Annotated in this window: 19 protein-coding genes; 10 read left to right on the forward strand and 9 right to left on the reverse strand. The window is 64.1% G+C overall.

Features of this window, described 5'->3' with window-relative positions; translation table 11 throughout:
- Positions 1 to 290 precede the first annotated feature (290 nt).
- The 7 genes from hpf to kdsD all read right to left on the reverse strand — a co-directional run bounded on the left by hpf (position 291) and on the right by kdsD (position 6,149).
- Complete coding sequence (gene hpf, locus QCE64_RS01165) at positions 291 to 650, reverse strand: ribosome hibernation-promoting factor, HPF/YfiA family (RefSeq protein WP_309807131.1); 360 nt, start codon at positions 648 to 650, stop codon at positions 291 to 293.
- 181 nt (positions 651 to 831) lie between these two features.
- Complete coding sequence (locus QCE64_RS01170) at positions 832 to 2,349, reverse strand: RNA polymerase factor sigma-54 (RefSeq protein ID WP_310002462.1); 1,518 nt, start codon at positions 2,347 to 2,349, stop codon at positions 832 to 834.
- 133 nt (positions 2,350 to 2,482) lie between these two features.
- Positions 2,483 to 3,250 (reverse strand): LPS export ABC transporter ATP-binding protein, encoded by a 768-nt coding sequence (lptB, locus tag QCE64_RS01175; RefSeq protein ID WP_309807133.1) that lies wholly within the window; start codon positions 3,248 to 3,250, stop codon positions 2,483 to 2,485.
- Between the two features lie 11 nt (positions 3,251 to 3,261).
- Positions 3,262 to 3,969 carry a lipopolysaccharide transport periplasmic protein LptA gene (gene lptA / locus QCE64_RS01180; protein WP_309913549.1) on the reverse strand — a complete coding sequence of 236 codons (708 nt, stop codon included), beginning with the start codon at positions 3,967 to 3,969 and terminating at the stop codon, positions 3,262 to 3,264.
- 29 nt (positions 3,970 to 3,998) lie between these two features.
- A complete protein-coding gene (lptC, locus tag QCE64_RS01185; RefSeq protein WP_309929030.1) occupies positions 3,999 to 4,601 on the reverse strand; it encodes an LPS export ABC transporter periplasmic protein LptC in 603 nt (200 codons plus the stop codon).
- 4 nt (positions 4,602 to 4,605) lie between these two features.
- Positions 4,606 to 5,145 carry an HAD family hydrolase gene (locus QCE64_RS01190; RefSeq protein WP_309919534.1) on the reverse strand — a complete coding sequence of 180 codons (540 nt, stop codon included), beginning with the start codon at positions 5,143 to 5,145 and terminating at the stop codon, positions 4,606 to 4,608.
- A gap of 20 nt (positions 5,146 to 5,165) precedes the next feature.
- A complete protein-coding gene (gene kdsD, locus QCE64_RS01195; protein ID WP_309913555.1) occupies positions 5,166 to 6,149 on the reverse strand; it encodes an arabinose 5-phosphate isomerase KdsD in 984 nt (327 codons plus the stop codon).
- Positions 6,150 to 6,310: 161 nt separating this feature from the next.
- Here kdsD and QCE64_RS01200 point away from each other — a divergent pair, with 161 nt between their 5' ends.
- From QCE64_RS01200 to purU, 5 genes are all read left to right on the forward strand, one after another.
- The gene (locus QCE64_RS01200; RefSeq protein ID WP_310002463.1) at positions 6,311 to 8,305 is read left to right on the forward strand and encodes a cation:proton antiporter; all 1,995 of its coding nucleotides are present in this window, start codon (positions 6,311 to 6,313) and stop codon (positions 8,303 to 8,305) included.
- Positions 8,306 to 8,371: 66 nt separating this feature from the next.
- On the forward strand, positions 8,372 to 8,938 hold the full coding sequence (locus tag QCE64_RS01205) for an adenine phosphoribosyltransferase (RefSeq protein ID WP_309807138.1): 567 nt from the start codon (positions 8,372 to 8,374) through the stop codon (positions 8,936 to 8,938).
- A 1-nt stretch (position 8,939) separates the two neighbouring features.
- Positions 8,940 to 9,554 (forward strand): LysE family translocator, encoded by a 615-nt coding sequence (locus tag QCE64_RS01210; protein WP_309913558.1) that lies wholly within the window; start codon positions 8,940 to 8,942, stop codon positions 9,552 to 9,554.
- An 18-nt stretch (positions 9,555 to 9,572) separates the two neighbouring features.
- Positions 9,573 to 10,430, forward strand: a complete 858-nt coding sequence (locus QCE64_RS01215; RefSeq protein ID WP_310002464.1) for a DUF4743 domain-containing protein — start codon at positions 9,573 to 9,575, stop codon at positions 10,428 to 10,430.
- A 31-nt stretch (positions 10,431 to 10,461) separates the two neighbouring features.
- The gene (gene purU, locus QCE64_RS01220) at positions 10,462 to 11,331 is read left to right on the forward strand and encodes a formyltetrahydrofolate deformylase (RefSeq protein ID WP_309913564.1); all 870 of its coding nucleotides are present in this window, start codon (positions 10,462 to 10,464) and stop codon (positions 11,329 to 11,331) included.
- 76 nt (positions 11,332 to 11,407) lie between these two features.
- Here purU and QCE64_RS01225 read toward each other — a convergent pair whose 3' ends face one another.
- Together QCE64_RS01225 and uvrA are read right to left on the reverse strand one after the other, a co-directional pair.
- A complete protein-coding gene (locus QCE64_RS01225) occupies positions 11,408 to 12,499 on the reverse strand; it encodes a hypothetical protein (protein WP_310002465.1) in 1,092 nt (363 codons plus the stop codon).
- A 120-nt stretch (positions 12,500 to 12,619) separates the two neighbouring features.
- Positions 12,620 to 15,493 (reverse strand): excinuclease ABC subunit UvrA, encoded by a 2,874-nt coding sequence (gene uvrA / locus QCE64_RS01230; RefSeq protein ID WP_310002466.1) that lies wholly within the window; start codon positions 15,491 to 15,493, stop codon positions 12,620 to 12,622.
- Positions 15,494 to 15,899: 406 nt separating this feature from the next.
- Between uvrA and QCE64_RS01235 the strand changes: the two genes are divergently transcribed.
- The 5 genes from QCE64_RS01235 (at position 15,900) to QCE64_RS01255 (ending at position 20,553) form a co-directional block, all read left to right on the forward strand.
- Complete coding sequence (locus QCE64_RS01235) at positions 15,900 to 17,102, forward strand: MFS transporter (protein ID WP_309929041.1); 1,203 nt, start codon at positions 15,900 to 15,902, stop codon at positions 17,100 to 17,102.
- Between the two features lie 122 nt (positions 17,103 to 17,224).
- Entirely contained in the window at positions 17,225 to 17,752 is a 528-nt protein-coding gene (locus tag QCE64_RS01240) for a single-stranded DNA-binding protein (RefSeq protein ID WP_309913572.1), read from the forward strand.
- 571 nt (positions 17,753 to 18,323) lie between these two features.
- The gene (locus tag QCE64_RS01245) at positions 18,324 to 18,971 is read left to right on the forward strand and encodes a response regulator transcription factor (RefSeq protein ID WP_309899011.1); all 648 of its coding nucleotides are present in this window, start codon (positions 18,324 to 18,326) and stop codon (positions 18,969 to 18,971) included.
- Between the two features lie 67 nt (positions 18,972 to 19,038).
- Complete coding sequence (locus QCE64_RS01250) at positions 19,039 to 19,815, forward strand: response regulator transcription factor (protein WP_310002467.1); 777 nt, start codon at positions 19,039 to 19,041, stop codon at positions 19,813 to 19,815.
- An 87-nt stretch (positions 19,816 to 19,902) separates the two neighbouring features.
- The gene (locus tag QCE64_RS01255; RefSeq protein ID WP_309913578.1) at positions 19,903 to 20,553 is read left to right on the forward strand and encodes a response regulator transcription factor; all 651 of its coding nucleotides are present in this window, start codon (positions 19,903 to 19,905) and stop codon (positions 20,551 to 20,553) included.
- The last annotated feature ends 97 nt before the right edge of the window (positions 20,554 to 20,650 follow it).

A 20,650-nucleotide genomic window follows, 5' to 3' on the forward strand; every position in this document is an offset into this window, starting at 1 on the left:
CCTGCAGCGTGCCTGTCGTGTGGCCCCGAAAAATTACCGGACCATTATAGAACAGGCCTTACCGCGATGGTGCGCCGCGCAAACGTACGGTTGGCGATCCAATGTGCAGTACAAAACACTGAAAATCAATGGCTTGGGCGAATCACAGCCAAAATGCAACAAAAAAGCCGCCAGGCAAGGCGGCTTCTGTTCGATGCAACTCCGTCAGGCGCGTGTCAGCAGATTCGAGGTTTTCCTCCAAATGCACCCGCCGTCGTTCGGGCGGCGGGCCTGCGGTGCATCGGTCAGTCTTACGGCGACGGCGCCTCGATGCTCTGCGGCTCCGCGTGGTACTTCACTGATTCATGCGCGTGGCCCTGGATCTTGTCCTTGTGCTTGATGACCTGGCGGTCGAGCTTGTCGACCATCAGGTCGATTGCCGCATACATATCAGCGTCACAACTCTCGATGAAAATGTCCTTGCCCTTGAGGTGCAGGTTGATTTCCGCCTTTTGGCGCTTGTCCTTTTCCCTATGATTGTCGACCGAGAGGACAACGTTGCCGTCGATAACTTGATCGAAATGACGGAGCACCCTGTCCAGCTTCGTGATCACGTACTCGCGCAACGCAGGCGTCAATTCGAGGTGATGTCCGCTGATCTTCAGATTCATAGTTGCTCTCCAAGCTAGTGGCCGTATGCCACGAAGCTCGTCCGATGCCGGTCGCGGTGCGATCCCTCAGCGCTTCAACAGAATGCGCTTGAAAAACGGGTCGCATCGGCCGGCTCGTGCGCGCGTTCGCGGGACGGCCGGTCAACGTCCATCGCAATATGCAATGGACTACAGAGACGGGTCATAGAGACTTGCGCAGATTCACTGCCGGAATTCGGAGCGCTTCGCGGTATTTCGCTACGGTGCGCCGCGCAACGACAAAACCTTGTTCCGCCAGCAATTCGGCGATGCGGCTGTCTGAAAGAGGAGTTTTGGGTTCTTCCGCTCCTATCAGTTGCTTGATGAGGGCCCGGATCGCCGTGGACGATGCCGCGCCTCCTGTGTCAGTCGAGACGTGTGAACCGAAGAAGTATTTGAACTCGAGCGTCCCGAACGGGGTGAGCATGTACTTCCCGGTGGTCACACGAGAAACCGTCGACTCGTGTAAACCCAGCGTATCAGCAATCTCCCGCAAAACCAAGGGGCGCATGGCGATTTCGCCATGTGCAAAAAAGTTCTTCTGACGCTCGACAATAGCCTGCGCAACACGCAGGATCGTCTCGAATCTTTGCTGAATATTCTTGATCAGCCAGCGCGCTTCCTGAAGCTGTTGCCGCAGCGATCCGCTGCCCGGATCGCCCCGGTTGTTGCGCAGGATATTCGCGTACAAATGATTGATGCGCAGCTTCGGCACGATCTCCGGATTCAGCTCGGCCGTCCAGCCGCCGGTGGTCTTCCTGACCAGGATGTCCGGCACCACGTAGTCCGCTTCGCTCTTGCCATACGCCGCGCCCGGAAACGGCTCCAGCGACTTGATCAGCACGTGCGCGTCGCGCAGGGCGTCGTCGCTGGCCTTGAGCTGCTTGCGCAGCCGCGTGAAGTCGCGCGCGGCGAGCAATTCGAGATGGTTCGTGACGATGTCCAGCGCCAGCGTCCGCGTAGGTGACGCTTCGAGCCGCAGCAATTGCAGCTTCAGACATTCCGACGCCGACCTTCCACCGACGCCCGACGGATCGAAACTCTGCAGCAACGCGAGTGCCGCGCTCAGTTCGTCGACTTCGACTTCGAGTTCTTCGGGCAGGTCGGCCTGGATTTCGTCGAGCGATGAAGTCAGATAGCCGTCTTCATCGAGCGACTCGATCAGGAACGTGATCAACGCGCGATCCCGCTGATTCGCCGAAGTCATGCGCAACTGCGCGGTCAGGTGGTCGCGCAGCGTGGTGGTGGATTCATGGATCTGCAGCGGCGGAAGATCGTCGTCGTCCGAGGCGTTGCTCGCGCGGCCGTAGTCTTCCAGGTTCCACGAACTCGTATCCGTACCGCCGTCCGAGCCCATGCCGTTGTACTCGTCGACACCCTGAGGCTCGCTGTTTTCCGAGCGTTCGGAACTGGACGTGCTGGAGGACGAGCCGTTGCTCATCATCGAGTCGCCGGGCGCGCTGGACGCCGCGGGCGCTGCGATCAGCGAACCGTCCGCCGCCACCCGCAGCGGGCTGGCGATCCAGTCGTCTTCGTTCTCGAGGAGCGGGTTCTGGGAGATCGCCATGGCGACCTCCTGCTGCAATTCGAGCGTGGACAACTGCAGCAGCCGGATCGACTGCTGCAGTTGCGGTGTCAGCGCAAGATGCTGCGAGAGGCGGAGTTGGAGGCTGGCTTTCATGGCAAGGTTTTCTTCATTGTAGAGAGTTTGCCACGCGCGCGAAACCTCGCGGCGAATCCAGAATGACGCGTGCCGCCCCGAGGGCGGCACGTAAGTTTTGCTGCTTGCGCTTCATGCTGCGCACGTGATGCGGTCACATGCGGAAGTGTTCGCCGAGGTACACGCGCCGCACGTTCTCGTTCTCGATGATCTCGCTCGGCGCACCGGCCGCGAGCACGCTGCCGTCGCTGATGATATACGCGTGATCGCAGATGCCGAGCGTTTCGCGGACGTTGTGGTCCGTAATCAGCACGCCGATGTTGCGCTGCTTCAGGAACTTCACGATCTTCTGGATTTCCAGCACGGCGATCGGATCGACGCCCGCGAACGGCTCGTCGAGCAGAATGAAGCTCGGATTGGTCGCAAGTGCGCGCGCAATTTCCACGCGCCGGCGTTCGCCGCCCGACAGCGACAGCGCCGGGTTCTCGCGCAAATGCGCGATCTGCAGTTCGTCGAGCAGGGCTTCGGCGCGCTGCGAGATGGCGTCCTTGGACAGGCGCTTGCCGGACTCGTCGGTCTGCAGCTCGAGCACCGCACGAATGTTCTGCTCGACCGTGAGCTTGCGGAACACCGATGCTTCCTGAGGCAGATACGACAGGCCAAGATGGGCGCGCTGGTGAATGGGCAGCAGGCTGATCGAGTTGCCGTCGAGGTCGATTTCGCCGGCGTCGAGCGGCACCAGGCCGACGATCATATAGAACGAAGTCGTCTTGCCCGCGCCGTTCGGCCCGAGCAGGCCGACCACTTCGCCGCTCTTGACGTCGAGTGACACGTCCTTGACGACGGTGCGCGAGCCGTAGCGCTTCTTCAGATTGCGGACGACGAGCGAACTCGACTGGCCTTCCGGCTGACGGTGGGGCATGGCGGGCGCGTTCACTGCTGCGGCGTTCCTTGAATGGTGTTCGACGGCGTCAGCGTGGCCGGCGGGCCGTTCAGCGGCGCGGCGCCGCCGGAGCGCGGCGCGAGCATGGCGCGCACGCGGCCGCTCGGATTGCCGGGTCCCGCGACGTCCTTGCCGGCGCTCGCCGTGTAGAAGTCCTTCTGGCCGTCATAGGTGATGACGCTGCCGTGCACCTCGTCCTGTACGTTCGTCAGGCCTTGCAGGCGGCGCACGGTGGCGCGCGTCGTGAGTTTCGTGAAATCGTTCTTGCCGTCGTAATCGATGCGCACCGCGTTGCCGTCGATGTACTCGTTCACGCCGTCGCGCTTCTGGCGGAAGTACGAAAGATTGTTGCCGGTGGAGGTGCCGGTGGCGTACTGATACCCCTGCGGATCCTGCGTGACCTCGACGCGGTCGGCCTTGATGACGATCGTCCCTTTGGTCGCGACGACGTGGCCGGTGAAGATGTTCTTCTGGTTGAGGTCGTCATACGACATGTTGTCCGCTTCGATGTTGAGCGGCTTGTCCTGGTCGGCCTTTTCCGCGTGCGCGGGCGCTGCCGTCAACGCGATCAAGGACGCGAGGGCGGCGCTCAGCACGGCGCCCGGGAGTCGCGGGAAACGCGAGAAGGGGCGCACGATGCTGCGCGCGTGCGTGGCGCGCGCGGGGCCGCCATCAGGACGGGGGAACCTTTCGTTCATGCAGTCACAATTCGGATGGGAGTGCCGGGTCACTTGGAAGCGCCGCCCTTGATGTCCGAGGCGGCGATCGAGCCGCGCACGTTGCCGAAGAGCTTCATTTCCCGGGTCACGTTGTTGTAGTTCATGCCATCGGCCGTCATTACGGACGGGCCGCGCTGAAGTCTAACCGGTTTTTCCGTTTCGATGACATCGTCGTTCACCAGCACGCGAAAATGCTGCGAATCCGCCTGCATCTGCGGATCTCCGTAACCAGCGGCGCGCAGGATGCGGGCATTGTCATAGAGATTGACGACCGAGACGTCGCCGTTCACCGTGCCGCGCTGCGCGGTGGCCGTGACCGTCGGCTTCTGCGGCTGGAACATGCGCAGCGCGGGCAGCGTCAGGTCGCTGATTTCGTCGTCTTCATAGTGAACCATCGACTTCGCCGTCAGACGATATTGCGTCGAGCCGGTGGCGTCGAGTTCGGAGACCGAGAAGTTGTTCGCGAAATAATCGGGTGTATGGCGCTTCGGCTGTTCCGGCGCTTGCGCCGCCGGCGGCAGCGTGGCCTGCAACAGCCAGTACGTGACACCCGCGAGCGCGGCCATCGCGAGGAGCGGCAGCAGCGAGGCGAGTTTTCCTGGGCGCTGCATGACGTCAGCCCCCGAGCGCCGCGGCGAGCAGGTCGTCGTAGCGGTGTTGCGCGCGCAGGATGGCATCGCAGACTTCGCGCACCGCGCCATGGCCGCCGCGCGACTGCGCAACCCAATGCACGCGCTGGATCACGTCCGGATGCGCGTTCGCCGGCGCGGCTGCGAAGCCGCAGCGGCGCATCACCGCGAGATCCGGCCAGTCGTCGCCCATGTAGCCGCAGTCGCCCGCCGGGATGCCGGTCTTCTCGAGCAGTTCAGCCAGCGCGACCGTCTTGTCCGCCACGCCCTGATACAGATGCGTGATGCCCAGTTCCTTCGCACGCGCCGCGACGATGCCGGACTGGCGTCCCGTGATGATCGCCGTCTGCACGCCGACCGACTGCAGCATCTTCACGCCGTGGCCGTCGAGCGAATTGAACGACTTCATCGCGTCGCCCTCGGCGGTGAAGTAAAGACTGCCGTCAGTGAAGACGCCGTCGACGTCGAATACCATCAGACGGAGGCGGCTGGCGCGCTCGGCGGCGCTTGCGCCGGCCGACGGCATGGAAGACGGCTGCTGCGCCATCAGATCACCTTCTTGGAAAAGAGGTCGTGCATGTTCAGTGCGCCGATCAGCGTCGCATCGGCGTCGACGACCAGCATCTGATTGATGCGATAACGCTCCATCAGTTCCACGGCCTCGACCGCGAGATGATCCGGCGCGATGGTCTGCGGGTTACGGGTCATGACATCGGCGATGCGCAGCGAACGGAAATCGCCGTCGCGTTGCAGGATGCGGCGCAGGTCGCCGTCCGTGAAGATGCCGTGCACGCGCTGCGCGCCGTCGATCACGGCGGTCATGCCCATGCGCTTGTCCGTGATCTGGAACAGCGCGTCCGAAACGGTTGCATCGAGCGAGACCCGGGGCACTTCGTCGCCGGTGCGCATGACGTCGCGCACATAGGTCAGCAGCCGCCGGCCGAGTGCGCCGCCCGGATGCGAGCGCGCGAAGTCCTCGGGACCGAAGCCGCGCGCGTCGAGCACGGCGACGGCGAGCGCGTCGCCGAGCGCCATCGCGGCGGTGGTGCTGGCGGTGGGCGCGAGATTCATCGGGCACGCTTCCTTGTCGACGCGTGCGTTGAGATGCATGTCCGCCAGTTGCGCGAGACTCGATTCGGGACGGCCGGTGATGGCGATCAGTTTTGCGCCAAGACGCTTGATGAGCGGCAGAATGGCAACGAGTTCTTCCGTTTCGCCGGAGTTCGACAGCGCGATGAAGATGTCGTCGGCGGTGACCATGCCGAGGTCGCCGTGGCTGGCTTCGGCCGGATGCACGAAGAAGGCGGGGGTGCCGGTGCTGGCGAGCGTCGCGGCGAACTTGCGCGCGACATGGCCCGACTTGCCGATGCCCGACACGACCACGCGGCCGCGGCAGCCGAGCAGGACTTCCACCGCGTTGATGAAGTTTTCGTCGAGGAGAGGAGAGAGGCCGCGAACGGCGTCGGCTTCGATCTGAATTACATCGCGAGCCAGCGCCAGCGCCCGGTCGCCATTGATTTTCGCTATCATGCGCGGAGTATAGCAAAGGCGATTCTCTGCCGCGCCGCCCGGCGCGCCGCGCGCCGCCGCCTATCCGCCCCCGCGAGTCCGGCCGTCCCGGGCTCTTCCAAGACGCCGCAGCGCAAGGTCGCACGCGCTGCCGCACACTGCCGAACGAGGACGCTAGACGGATGATTTCTCCGCTCGAAATGACGTTGCTGCTGCTGCTGTGTTCAGTGGCGGGCGTCGTGGTATTTCGCTATTTCAACCTGCCGCCGATGCTCGGCTATCTGACGGTCGGCATCATCGTGGGCCCGCACGCGGCGGGTATCGCGCCGGATACGGACCGCGCGCAGCACCTCGCCGAATTCGGCGTCGTGTTCCTGATGTTCTCCATCGGGCTCGAGTTTTCATTGTCGAAATTGCGCTCGATGCGGCGCATCGTGTTCGGCCTCGGCGCGAGCCAGGTCGGGGCCACCATCGCGCTGGCCATGATCTTCGGCTGGATCGCGCATTTCTGGATCGAGATGTCGTGGCAGGCCAGCTTCGCGCTGGGCGGCGCGCTGTCGATGTCGTCCACGGCGATCGTCAGCAAGCTGCTCGCCGAGCGGCTCGAACTCGAATCGGAGCACGGCCGCAACATCTTCGGCGTGCTGCTGTTCCAGGATCTGGCCGTGGTGCCGCTGCTCATCATCATCGCGGCGCTCGGCAACGGCAACTCGTCCCAGCTGGCGATGTGGCTGGGCATCGCGGCGGTGAAGATCGTCGTTGCGCTGACCGTGCTGCTGTTCATCGGCCAGAAGTTCATGACGCGCTGGTTCGACCTGGTCGCGCGGCGCCGCTCGCAAGAGCTGTTCATGCTGAACCTGTTGCTGGTGACGCTCGGCGCGGCCTTCATCACCGACAAGTTCGGGCTGTCGCTCGCGCTGGGCGCGTTCATCGCCGGGATGCTGATCGCCGAGACGCCGTACCGGCATCAGGTGGAAGAAGACATCAAGCCGTTCCGCGACGTGCTGCTGGGCCTGTTCTTCGTGACCACCGGCATGCTGCTGAACCCGCGCGTGATCTGGGAGCATCCGTTCCTGGTGCTCGGCTTCTTCGTCGTGCCGATCCTGCTCAAGGCCGTGATGATCACTGCGCTGTCGCGCGCGTTCGGCGCGCCGCAGGGCGTCGCGATGCGCACGGGTCTCGGTCTGGCGCAGGCGGGCGAATTCGGCTTCGTTCTGCTGAACCTGATCCTGGATTCGCATCTGGTCGACTCCACCATCCTCCAGGCGATCCTCGTCGCGATGCTGCTGTCCATGCTCGCCGCGCCGTTCATCATCCAGAACGCCGACCGCATCGTGCTGCGGCTGTCATCGACGGAGTGGATGCTGCAATCGTTGCAGATGACCAAGATCGCGACGCAGAGCCTCAAGCAGAGCGGCCACGTGATCATCTGCGGCTACGGCCGGGCCGGGCAGAACCTCGCGCGCATGCTGGAGCAGGAAGGCATCTCGTACGTGGCGCTGGACCTGGATCCGGACCGTGTGGCGGCGGCCGCGGCGGCGGGCGAATCGGTCGTGTTCGGCGACGCCGGGCGGCGCGAGTCGCTGCTGGCGGCGGGTCTGCATCGTGCTGCGACGGTGGCGATCACGTATGCGAACACGCCGTCGGCGATGCGCGTGCTGCACAACATCCATGAGCTCGCGCCGACCTTGCCGGTGATCGTGCGCACCGTCGACGACGCCGATCTCGAGAAGCTCACGGCCGCGGGCGCGACTGAGGTGATTCCGGAGATCGTGGAGGGCAGCCTGATGCTGGCGTCGCACACGCTGGTGCTGATGGGCGTGCCGATGCGGCGCGTGGTGCGGCGCGTCGAGGAAATGCGCGACGCGCGCTACAGCCTGCTGCGCGGCTACTTTCACGGCGCCGACGATGCCGACGACGACGATGGCCACGAGCAGGTCCGGCTACAATCCGTACCGATCGACGCGAACTCGGAGGCGGTCGGCCATTCGCTCGACGATCTGGGGCTGGTCGGCCGTGGGGTCGAGGTGACCGCGATCCGGCGCCACGGCATCCGGGGTGTCGCGCCCGATCCCGAAACCAAGTTGCGCGCCAATGACATCGTCGTGCTGCGCGGCCTGCCCGAAAAGCTGGCACAGGCCGAGGAACGGCTCTCGCGACATCGCCGGGCGGCGTAATTTCCTTTTGTTGTTCCTTTCTGTCACGGGCGAGCGCGGCCTCACGGCGCGAACACCGGAGAAACCATGTCCATTTCCTCTTCGAACGCCGAGCGCGACGCCGCGCGTTTCATCAAGGAGCGCGTGCGCACTGTCGAGAACTGGCCGCAGGCCGGCGTGCAGTTCCGCGACATCACGCCCGTGCTGCAGGACCGCCGCGCGCTGCGTACGCTGATCGACCTGTTCGTGCAGCGCTATATCGACGAGGACATCAATGTCATTGCCGGCATGGACGCGCGCGGTTTCATCATCGGGCCAATCCTGGCGTACGAGCTGAGCCTCGGCTTCGTGCCGATCCGCAAGCAAGGCAAGCTGCCGTACCGGACGCTGTCGCAGTCGTACGAGCTCGAGTATGGCCGCGCGACCGTCGAGATCCACGAGGACGCCTGCAAGCCGGGCGACCGCGTCGTGATCGTGGACGATCTGGTTGCCACCGGCGGCACGATGATGGCCGGCAAGATCCTGCTCGAACGGCTCGGCGCCGAAGTGGTCGAGGCGGCAGCGATCATCGATCTGCCGGACTTGGGCGGCTCGAAGCTCCTGCGCGACAACGGCGTGCCGCTCTACACCGTGTGCGAGTTCGGGGGACACTGACATGCCCCACTTCCTGCTGTTTCTCGCGGCCTCGGTGGCGATCACCGTTGCGCCGGGACCGGACAACCTGCAAGTGCTCGCGCGCGGCATCTCGCAGGGACGGCTCGCCGGAGTGGTCGCCGCGCTGGGCTTCGCCTGCGGCGTGCTGTTCCACACGACGCTCGCGGCGCTCGGCGTCGCCGCGCTGCTGCGCTCGTCGCCGCTCGCGTTCCAGGCCGTCAAGCTCGCGGGCGCGGCGTATCTGGTGTGGATCGGCATCAAGGCGTTGCGCAGCCATGGTCTCGCCAACGCGCATGCACGTCCGCGCCAGCCGCTTGCAACGGTCTTCCGCCAGAGCGTGATCGGCAATCTGCTGAATCCGAAGGTCACGCTGTTCTTCATCGTGTTCCTGCCGCAGTTCGTCGATCCGCACGGCGCGCAAAGCGTGATGCTGCAAATGTTCGAACTCGGCGGCGTGTTCATGCTGCAGACGGTGGTCGTGTTCTCGCTGTTCGGCATCGGCGCGGGCCTGATCGGCGCGTGGCTGGCGCGCCGGCCGCGCGTCGGCGTGTGGCTCGACCGCCTCGCCGGCGTGACCTTCATCGCGCTCGGCATTCGCGTCGCGCTGCGCGACTGACCCGCTTATTTCTCGCTCATGACCCTGCCCGCCATCCACGCGGCGCGCCGTTTCGACGCCGCCGCGCACGCTCCATTCCTTATCGGCGCTGAACGAGTCGGCTGGATCCGCCATGCCGATGTCGCCGCGCTGCGCCGCTGGCCCGAAGTCTTCCAGTTCGACGCCGCCTCGGTACGCCTGCAACCCACGCTCGCCGATGTGAATTCACGCAGCGCGGCGCTCGGCGCGGTGATCGGCGCGCTGTACGCCGAAGGCAAGATTCCCGGATGGCGCGACGAAACCTACGCGATCCGCAATGACTTCGACGCCGCGCCGCTCGCGTTCATCGAACGCGCGGCGTCGCGCTTCTTCGGCACGATGACCTACGCGGTGCATCTGAACGGCATCGTAAAATGCGCGGACCGCGCGCCGGAACTGTGGATCGCGCGCCGCAGCGACACCAAGGCGACCGATCCCGGCATGCTCGATAACGTCGTCGCGGGCGGCATCGGCTGGGGGCTCGGTCTGATGCCGACGCTCGTGAAGGAATGCTGGGAAGAAGCCGGCATGAGCGCGGAACTCGCCCAGACGGCCGAGCCCGGCCGCACGCTGCACGTGCTGCAATCCCTGCCCGAGGGCACGCAGGCCGAACAGATCTTCGTCTACGACCTCTTGCTGCCGCCCGATTTCGCGCCGCGCAACCAGGACGGCGAAGTCGGCGAACACCGGCTCGCGCGCATCGGCGAAGTCGCGCGCTGGATAGAAGAGGGCGCGTTCACGGTCGATGCCAGTCTCGCCACGCTGGATTGCATGCTGCGCCGCCAGTGGATCGACGAGGACGCGTGCGAGGGCATCGCCGCGCTGTTCGCGCCGCCCGCCGCAGACCGCGCGCAGTGAACATCAAGAATCCAATGAACGAGGACAGGTCATGTCGACCGAACATAGCTTTTATCTGAAACTGTCGTGCCCGGATCGTCCGGGAATCGTCCATGCCGTGTCAGGCTTCCTGTTCAATCTCGGCGCCAATATCCTCGACTCCGCGCAGTTCGGCGACAGCCGCACCGGCGAATTCTTCATGCGCGTGCATTTCCAGGAAGTCGGCGGCGATCCGGGCATCGACGCGCTGCGCACCTCCTTCAGCACGCTTGCCGACGAGTTCGGCATGCGCTGGGAGCTGCATGACGCGTCGGTGAAGCCGCGCGTGGTCATCATGGTGTCGAAGATCGGCCACTGCCTGAATGACCTGCTGTTCCGCTATCGCACCGGCCAGTTGCAGATCGAGATTCCGGCGATCGTGTCCAATCACAAGGATTTCTATCAGCTCGCGGCGAGCTACGACATTCCGTTCCATCATCTGCCGCTGCTGAAATCGACGCCCGAAGGCAAGGCCGCGCAGGAAAAGCGCGTGCTGGAAATTGTCGAGCAGCACAACACCGATCTCGTCGTGCTCGCGCGCTACATGCAGATTCTTTCGCCCGAACTGTGCGACCAGCTCGCCGGCCGCGCGATCAACATCCATCACTCGTTCCTGCCGAGCTTCAAGGGCGCGAAGCCGTATTACCAGGCGTTCGACCGCGGCGTGAAGCTGATTGGCGCGACCGCGCACTACGTGACGTCGGATCTCGACGAAGGCCCGATCATCGAGCAGGAAGTGGAGCGCGTGGACCACAACATGACGCCGGAGCAACTGACGGCGATCGGCCGCGACGTCGAATGCGTGACGCTCGCGCGCGCGGTGAAGTGGCATGCGGAGCATCGCATCCTGCTCAACGGACACAAGACGGTCGTGTTCCGCTGATTCGTCCTCAGCCTCAGAAAGCACAACGCCCGCAAGAGTCAAGTCTTGCGGGCGTTGTCTCTTTCAGGCTCGGGTATTACACGAGCCGCAGGTAGATCAGTTCGCGCTTGATGTAGCCGTAGAAGATCGGCGCGGCGATCACGCCTGGAATACCGAAGGCGGCTTCCATCGCGAGCATGGCAAGCAGCAGTTCCCACGCGCGCGCCTCGATCTGGCCGCCGATGATGCGCGCATTCAGGAAGTATTCGAGCTTGTGGATCAGGATCAGGAACGCGAGCGACGCCACCGCCGTGCCGAACGACACCGACAGCGAAATACCGACGATGATCGTGTTCGAGATCAGATTGCCGATCACCGGCAGCAGGCCGACGATGAAGGTGAGCAGGACGAGGGTTTTGGACAGCGGCAGCCGTTCGTGGAACAGCGGCAACGCGACCAGCAGGTACAACGCGGTGAAGACGGCGTTGATCGCCGAGATCTTGATCTGGGCGAAGACGATGCGGCGGAAGGCGTCGGAGAAGCGCGACACGCGTGCGACGAGCGCGGTGGACAGCGGCAGCCGATGGTGCGTGGTGCGCGGCGCGCTGACCGCGATGATCGCCCCGACGATCATGCCGATCACGATATGCCCGAAGCCGCGCGCCATTTCCTTGCCGCCCTGCTGGAGCATTTCGGCGTGCTTGTGCATCAGCTCGGTGGCCTTGTCCTTCATCTGCCCGGCATCGACCGGAAGGTAGTTCGCGAGCCAGTCCGGCACCGAAAGACGCGCGCTCGACGTGATGCTCATCAACTGGTCGAGCAATTTTTGCAGGCTCGGGAAATCGTGCTCGATATGCTGGATGGTGGCCATGGTCGCGCCGGTCAGCGCGCCGACGATGATCGCCGAGATCAGACCGACCGCGATCAGGCGCGCGCCGCGGCTCACGACATGACGCTCGATCACCGGCGCGATCATGTGAACCAGCTGGAACACCAGCATGCCCGCGAGCAGCCCGCCGAGCAGTTGCAGCTTGAGTGTAAAAAACAGTGCCGCGAGCGCCAGCAGATAGCTGCCGATTTCGACCGCCGACAGCTTCGGCAAACTCATGTCGCTCGTCAGCCTGACGTGGCGCGTGGGCAGGTCCCGGACCCGCGCTTCCTCGTTGGCCGCTTCGTTGCGCTTCGCCATGACTGCGTTCCTTATCCCCTGCTGCTTACGACGGTTGTCCGCGCCGCGGCGTGCGCGGCTGATTCGACGGCCTGTTGCGCGAGCGGCGCGGCCTCCGGCGCCGTGGCCCGGGGGCGAAACTCACGCCGCCGATCTGGGCCGTTGCAGCAAAGGTGCCAGGTACCTGCCGGTAAAACTCGCCTTCGACTTCGCGACCTGCTCGGGCGTCCCCTGGGCGATGATCTGCCCGCCGCCCGCGCCGCCTTCCGGACCGAGGTCGATGACCCAGTCGGCGGTTTTGATCACGTCGAGATTATGCTCGATGATGACCACCGTGTTGCCCTGATCTCGCAAGCGGTGGATCACTTCGAGCAGCAGCGCGATGTCATGAAAGTGCAATCCCGTCGTGGGTTCGTCGAGGATATACAGCGTCCGACCGGTGTCGCGCTTGCTCAGTTCCAGCGAAAGCTTGACGCGCTGGGCCTCGCCGCCCGACAGCGTGGTCGCCGACTGGCCCAGCCGGATATAGCCGAGACCGACATCGAGCAGCGTCTTCAGCTTGCGCGCGACCACCGGCACCGCCTTGAAGAACTCGTGCGCCGCTTCCACGGTCAGGTCCAGCACCTCGTGGATGTTCTTGCCCTTGTACTGGACTTCCAGCGTCTCGCGGTTGTAGCGCTTGCCGTGGCAGACGTCGCAAGGTACGTAGACATCGGGCAGGAAGTGCATTTCCACCTTCAGCACGCCGTCGCCCTGGCAGGCTTCGCAGCGTCCGCCCTTGACGTTGAACGAGAAACGGCCGGGATCGTAGCCGCGCTCCTTGGCCGCCGGCACGCTCGCGAACAGTTCGCGGATCGGCGTGAACAGGCCCGTGTAGGTGGCGGGATTCGAACGCGGCGTGCGGCCGATCGGGGATTGATCGACGGCGATCACCTTGTCGAAATGCTCGAGACCTTCGATCGATTCGTACGGCGCCGGCTCCGTCGCCGAACCGTACAGATGCTGCGCCACCGCATGCTGGAGCGTGTCGTTGATGAGCGTGGACTTGCCCGAGCCCGACACGCCGGTCACGCAGGTCAAAAGACCCACGGGCAGATCCAGCGTCACGCGTTTCAGATTGTTGCCATGCGCCTCGACGATGCGCAGCCGCCGTTCGTCCGGCACGGCGCGCTCGGCCGGATAGCCGATCGTCCGTTTGCCGGAGAGATACTGGCCGGTGATCGAGTTCGGATCCTTCTGCACCTGGACGGGCGTGCCCTGCGCGACCACCACGCCGCCGTGCACGCCGGCGCCCGGTCCCATGTCGACGACGTAGTCCGCCATGCGGATCATGTCCTCGTCGTGCTCGACGACGATCACCGAATTACCGATGTCGCGCAGATGCTTGAGCGTATGGATGAGGCGGTCGTTGTCGCGCTGATGCAGCCCGATGGACGGCTCATCGAGCACGTACATCACGCCGGTCAGTCCCGAGCCGATCTGCGAGGCCAGCCGGATGCGCTGGGCTTCGCCGCCGGACAGCGTTTCCGCGCTGCGCTCCAGCGACAGGTAATCCAGCCCGACGTTGTTCAGGAACGAAAGCCGCGCGACGATCTCCTTGACCACCTTGTCCGCGATCTCGCCCTTTGCGCCTTCGAGGCGCAGTGTCTGGAAATAGCCGAGCGTGTCGCGCAGCGGCCAGCCGCTGATTTCGTAGATGCCGCGCGCCTGATCGTCGGCGCCGACCTTGACGAAGCGCGCCTCGCGGCGCAGCCGGGTGCCGTCGCAGGCCGGGCAGGGCTGGTTGTTCTGGTACTTGGCGAGCTCCTCGCGCACGGCGGCCGAATCCGTCTCGCGGTAACGCCGCTCGAGGTTCGGGATGATGCCCTCGAACGCATGCTCGCGCACCGAGGCGCGCCCGCGTTCGTTGATGTACGAGAACGGAATCGACTGCTTGCCCGACCCGTACAGCAGGATCTTGCGCACTTTCTCGGGCAGATCCTCGAAGGGCGCGTCGATGTCGAACTCATAGAACGCCGCGAGACTCTGCAGCATCTGGAAGTAGAACTGGTTGCGCCGGTCCCAGCCCTTCACGGCCCCCGCCGCCAGCGACAGCGACGGATGCGCGACCACCCGCTTCGGATCGAAGAAGGTGATCTGGCCGAGGCCGTCGCATTCGGGGCACGCGCCCATCGGGTTGTTGAAGGAGAAGAGGCGCGGTTCGAGTTCCGGCAGCGAGTACGAGCAGATCGGGCACGCGAATTTCGAGCTGAAGAGTTTCTCCTTCTCGGTGTCCATTTCGAGCGCGATGGCGCGGCCATCGGCCAGGCGCAGCGCCGTTTCGAACGACTCCGCGAGCCGCTGCTTCATGTCCGGCCGCACCTTCAGGCGGTCGATGACGACGTCGATGGTGTGCTTGTCGGTCTTCTTGAGCTTCGGCAGCGAATCGACTTCATAGATCTTCGCAACGCCTTCGTTCGCGGTGCCGCCGCCGGAGCGGATCCGGAAGCGGATGAAGCCCTGCGCCTGCATTTCCGCGAACAGCTCGACGTGCTCGCCCTTGCGGTCCGCCACGACGGGCGCGAGGATCATCAGCTTGGTTTCCTCGGGCAGCGCGAGCGCGGCGTCGACCATTTGCGAGACGCTTTGCGCTTCGAGCGGAATCAGGTGATCCGGGCAATACGGCGTGCCGACCCGCGCGTACAGCAGACGCAGGTAATCGTGGATTTCCGTGACCGTGCCGACCGTGGAGCGGGGATTGTGCGACGTTGCCTTCTGTTCGATGGAAATGGCGGGTGACAGACCTTCGATCAGATCGACGTCCGGCTTTTCCATCAGTTGCAGGAATTGCCGGGCGTAGGCCGACAGGCTTTCCACGTAACGCCGCTGGCCTTCCGCGTAGAGCGTGTCGAACGCCAGCGACGACTTGCCGGACCCGGACAGCCCGGTGATCACGATCAGCTTGTGGCGCGGCAAGTCGAGACTGACATTCTTCAAATTGTGGGTGCGGGCCCCACGAATGCGAATTTCTTCCACGAGTATGTTCCGGGGTTCTTCGAGTGGTCCAGCAGCGGGTTCAGCGTTCTCCGGCGGCCCGGGGCAGGCATGCGGGCAAGCCCTGGAGGACAAGCTGTGCAGGCGGCGCCGAGCGGAAAGAGAGGGGGGCCAAACCTGCTACTATAACGACTTTTGACGGGCGCGGCCCGGGCTCCCGGAGTGGGAAACTCGGGGAAAAGCCCCCGCCGGAAGCCCGCCAGCAGGCCAGGCAGACCAAGCAGGCCGGCGCGGGGATCTGCCGGACTGCAGCGCTGTTCAGCGCCCGCGACGGCAAGCAAAGCAAGCAATGCATTCCATATAGTGCCGTTTCAAGCAAGAACAAGGCGGCCATGCGTGGCCGCGCCCCGGGCCAGGCCAGACCCGACTCCTCACCTTTCCGTTCCTGATGTCCAATCCGTCTGCCACGTCCACACGTCTCTCCGCGCCGGAGCTGCGCGCGACCGTGTCGCTCGCCGCCATCTTCGCGCTGCGCATGCTCGGACTCTTCATGATCATGCCGGTGTTTTCGATCTACGCGAAAACCATCCCCGGCGGCGACAACGTGCTGCTCGTCGGCATTGCGCTCGGCGCCTACGGCGTCACCCAGTCGATGCTCTACATCTTCTACGGCTGGGTCTCCGACAAGCTCGGCCGCAAGCCGGTCATCGCCTTCGGGCTGCTGGTGTTCGCGCTCGGCAGCTTCGTCGCGGCGGTGGGGCATTCGATGGCCTGGATCATCGCGGGACGGGTGATCCAGGGGATGGGCGCGGTGTCGTCGGCGGTGATCGCCTTCATTGCGGACCTCACGCATGAAGAGAACCGCACCAAGGCCATGGCGATGGTCGGCGGCAGCATCGGCGTGTCGTTCGCGGTGGCGATCGTCGGCGCGCCGATCGTGTTCCAGTGGGTCGGCATGAGCGGGTTGTTCACGGTGATCGGCGCGCTGTCGATCGTCGCGGTCGGCGTGGTGCTGTGGATCGTGCCCGATCCGCCCGCGCACCCCGTCCACGTCAAGGCGCCGTTCGCGGAAGTGCTGCACAACGTCGAACTGCTGCGCCTCAACTTCGGCGTGCTGGTGCTGCACGCCACGCAGACCGCGCTGTTCCTGGTGGTGCCGCGCATTCTCGAAGCAGGCGGGCTGCCGGTCGCGTCGCACTGGAAAATCTACCTGCCGGTGATGGGGCTCGCCTTCGTCATGATGGTGCCCGCGATCATCGTCGCCGAGAAACGTGGAAAAATGAAAGCCGTCATGCTGAGCGCGATCAGTCTTATCCTGATCGGCCAATTGTTATTGGGCGTGGCTCCGCATACGCTGTGGTCAGTGGCCGCCATTCTGTTCGTGTACTTCCTCGGCTTCAACGTGCTGGAGGCCTCGCAGCCATCGCTGGTGTCGAAGCTCGCGCCGGGCACGAGGAAAGGCGCGGCGGCGGGCGTGTACAACACCACGCAGTCCATCGGGCTCGCGCTGGGCGGCGTCATCGGCGGCTGGCTGCTGAAGCTGGACGGGCCGAGCGCGGTGTTCTTCGCGTGTTCCGCGCTGGTGTGCGCCTGGCTGCTGGTGGCGGCCTGGATGAAGCCGCCGCCGCGCCGGAACCAGCAGGCGGCCTGAGCGCAGTAACGTATCGAAGAATCATCGAATCTGGCCGGCGCGCGGCAACCGGATCCGCCTGAAGCGGAATTGCCCGGTGCAGTGCGCGGCCGACAGCAAGCAAGGTATCTACCGGAGAAATCATGGCATCAGTCAACAAGGTCATTCTCGTAGGCAATCTGGGCGCCGACCCCGAAACCCGCTACCTCCCGAGCGGCGACGCCGTGGCCAACATCCGTCTCGCCACGACGGATCGCTACAAGGACAAGACATCCGGCGAGTTCAAGGAATTGACGGAATGGCACCGCGTCGCGTTCTTCGGCCGGCTGGCGGAAATCGTCAACGAGTATCTGAAGAAGGGCTCATCGGTGTATATCGAAGGGCGCATCCGCACGCGCAAGTGGACCGATCAGGCGGGCCAGGAGCGCTATTCGACCGAGATCGTCGCCGACCAGATGCAGATGCTCGGCGGACGCGGCGGCGCGGGTGGCGGTGACGACGGCGGCTACAGCCGCAGCGCGCCGGCAGAACGCTCCGGTGGTGGTGGTGGTGGCGGCGGACGTGCGCCTGCGGGCGGCCGCGCGGGCGGCGCCGGTGGCGGTGGCGCGGGCCGTTCGGGTGCGCCGGCCGGCGGCGGCTTCGACGACATGGACGACGACATCCCCTTCTGACATCGCGTCGCCCATCTGCAAAAACAAACCCCGCCTGGTGCGGGGTTTTCTTTTTTTAAACGCCGCTTCGCGCAAGCCGCAATGCGCCGCGGATACACGCGGTATGGCCGTTACCTGACGAATTCGCTTGAGAAATGGCAAGTCATTCGCTTGAGAAATGGCAAGTCGCCAGGGCGCGGCTTTTTGTATTTTTGCGCCGTCTTCTGAATTTAGGCCTGACTTCTCCCTTTTTTTATCGGGCCGTATTAATCTGTAACTCGTCGACGATCACGCGACACACATTGCGCCAATAGCGGAAAGTAAATGCGGTCAATCGGAATAATCTGATGGTCGTTGGGATATCCGCACTCTATCTTGAAAGCTGACACGCTGAAAGAACCGAAGAAATAGACATGCATGCTCTCAATGCGGCTATTCAGCGCTGTTTGCATGAAGAGCCGTGGCTAATAGTTTTTTTAACAGGCAATGACTTCGGATTGATTCCGAAAATCAGGTAAGGCATTGACTTTGATGCAATTCAAAAGCTCGTTCAGACATGAGCCGTTAATCAGATAAACAGTATGAGGGCCCTTTGAAACTTCGCGTAATGCTGGCCGACGATCATCCCTTCGTCCTTGTCGGGATGAAAGCGTTGCTTGATTCAGACGAGGCAATCGAAGTCGTCGGTCAGGCGAATAACGCGAGCACCTTATTGGCTGAACTCAAGCGTGTCGCGTGCGACGTGCTCGTCACCGACTTCGCCATGCCGGAACACGGCGCGGATGCCAAGGACGGGCTTCGTCTCATCCGCACCGTGCGGGACGACTTTCCGCAAGTCAATGTCGTCGTGCTGACGAGCGTCACGAACGTCGCCATTCTGCGTTCCATCCTGAACGCCGGCGCGATGGGCCTCGTGAACAAGGCCGAGCCTATCGAATACGTGGCGAGCGCCGTGCGTCATGCAAGCGTCGAACGGCGCTATGTGAGCGCCTCGTTTGCGGCGTCGCTTGCGGAAGCGGGAGCCGAGACGGACTTTCCTTCCGAAACCTTGCCGCTTTCGCCGCGGGAAATCGAAGTCGTGCGCCTGTTCGCGCAAGGTCATTCGATCACCGAGATCGCCCGGGAACTCGACCGCGACGTCCGCACGATCAGCCGGCAGAAGCGCGACGCCATGAACAAGCTCGGCGTGCGCAATGATCCCGGCCTGTTCGCCTTCGTGCGCGCACGCGGTTTGAACTGACCGCGCGGCTTTTCCGTTCGGCCTTCCCGTTCGGCCTTTCTGTTCGGCTCTCCCCCTGGAGGTTCAGATGCACTACTCCTATCACAATGCTCCGGCATCTGATGCAGGAATCCCGGCGCGTGCAGCGGAGGCGGACCTGCGCGATGCAAGGACGTCGGTCGCGAAGCATTTCGCGGAAGAAGCGCAGGTGTTCGCGCAGGGCGGCCGCATCCGTCTCGCGATTGCAGACGACCATCCGCTCGTCATTCTCGCGGTCGAGCGGCTTGCCGGGCAATTCCCCAACGTGGAGGTGATGAGCCGCAACGCGAATTCCACCCAGCTCGACGAGTCGCTCGCACGCACCTGCTGCGACGTGGCGATCGTCGACTTCTACATGCCAGGGGGACGCTTTGGCGAGGGCGTCGAAATGATCCGGCATCTGGCGCAGCGCTATCCGGCGGTGCATCTCGTCGTCCTGTCGCGCAACGGCGACGCGGCGCTCGTCAAGCAGGCGCTCGAGGCCGGCGCGCACGCCTTCCTCAGCAAGGAAGACCGGCTCGACCTCATCTACCTGGCCATCGTGTCGGTCCTGGCCAACGAGACCTATCTCGGGCCCACGATCCGTCGCATGCTGACGCTCGCCGATACCGGGAAGCAGGCGCGCTTCATCCGGCAGCGCCTGACGAACCGCGAGCTCGACGTGATCGAGCGCTATGCGCGCGGCGCGAACATCACCGAGATCGCGAGAGATCTGGAGCGCAGCGTGAAGACGATCAGTGCGCAGAAATGCGCGGCCATGCGCAAACTGGATCTGTCTTCCGACGCCGCGCTGTTCCGCTTCATCGCGGACAGCGGCCTGATCTGAAGTCCGGCGCGCCTGAGTGACGCGCGCCGGGACAGGCATTCGTCCTCAAGGCGTGCGCCGGAGGTCCTCAAAATATCGCTGGAAACTATGGGAATCACCACGCCGATCCGAGCGATCGTTGCGGACGACCATCCGGTCGTCGTGAAGGGCGTTCAGGCATTTCTCGAACGGGATGGGCGATTCGAAGTCGTCGCGACCGCACATGACACGCAGGAGCTGGCGGAGCGGCTGGACGCAACGCCATGCGACTACGTGCTCTCGGACCTCGGCATGCGCGGGATCGCGGGGGAGAGCAATGCCATCGGCTTCCTGAAACATCTCTTCTGGCAGAAAGCACGGCCGAAGGTCATCGTGATGACCATGATTTCGCAACCACGCATGCTGGCAGGACTCCTCCATCTCGGCGTGGACGGCGTGGTCGACAAACGGGACGGGCTGCCGTGCCTGAGTCTGGCCATCGCGACGGCCGCGACGGGAAAGCGCTTTCTGTCGCCGGGCATCGAAGCCGCGCTGCGCGGCGTGCCGGTCGCCGCGCCCGCCCGCGCGGGCGTGCTGAGTTGCCGCGAATGGGAGGTCTTCCAGCTGGTTGCGCGCGGGCTGCTGGTACACGAAATCGCCGCACATTCCGGACGCAGCCGCAAAACCATCGCGACTCAGAAACGCAGCGGCATGCGCAAGCTCGGGCTGGAATCCGAAGCGGACCTCACCGCGTTTCTCCGTCAGGTGGGACTGGTCTGAATCCTTGAACAATGCATGCGCGGCGCAGGCCGCACATCATTTGGGAGGGTTCTGATTCGGTGCATGGCGAATAGCCGTCAGACTAGAAGGGCATTGT

It is taken from the genome of Caballeronia sp. LZ043 (assembly GCF_031451075.1).
Classification (GTDB): Bacteria; Pseudomonadota; Gammaproteobacteria; order Burkholderiales; family Burkholderiaceae; genus Caballeronia.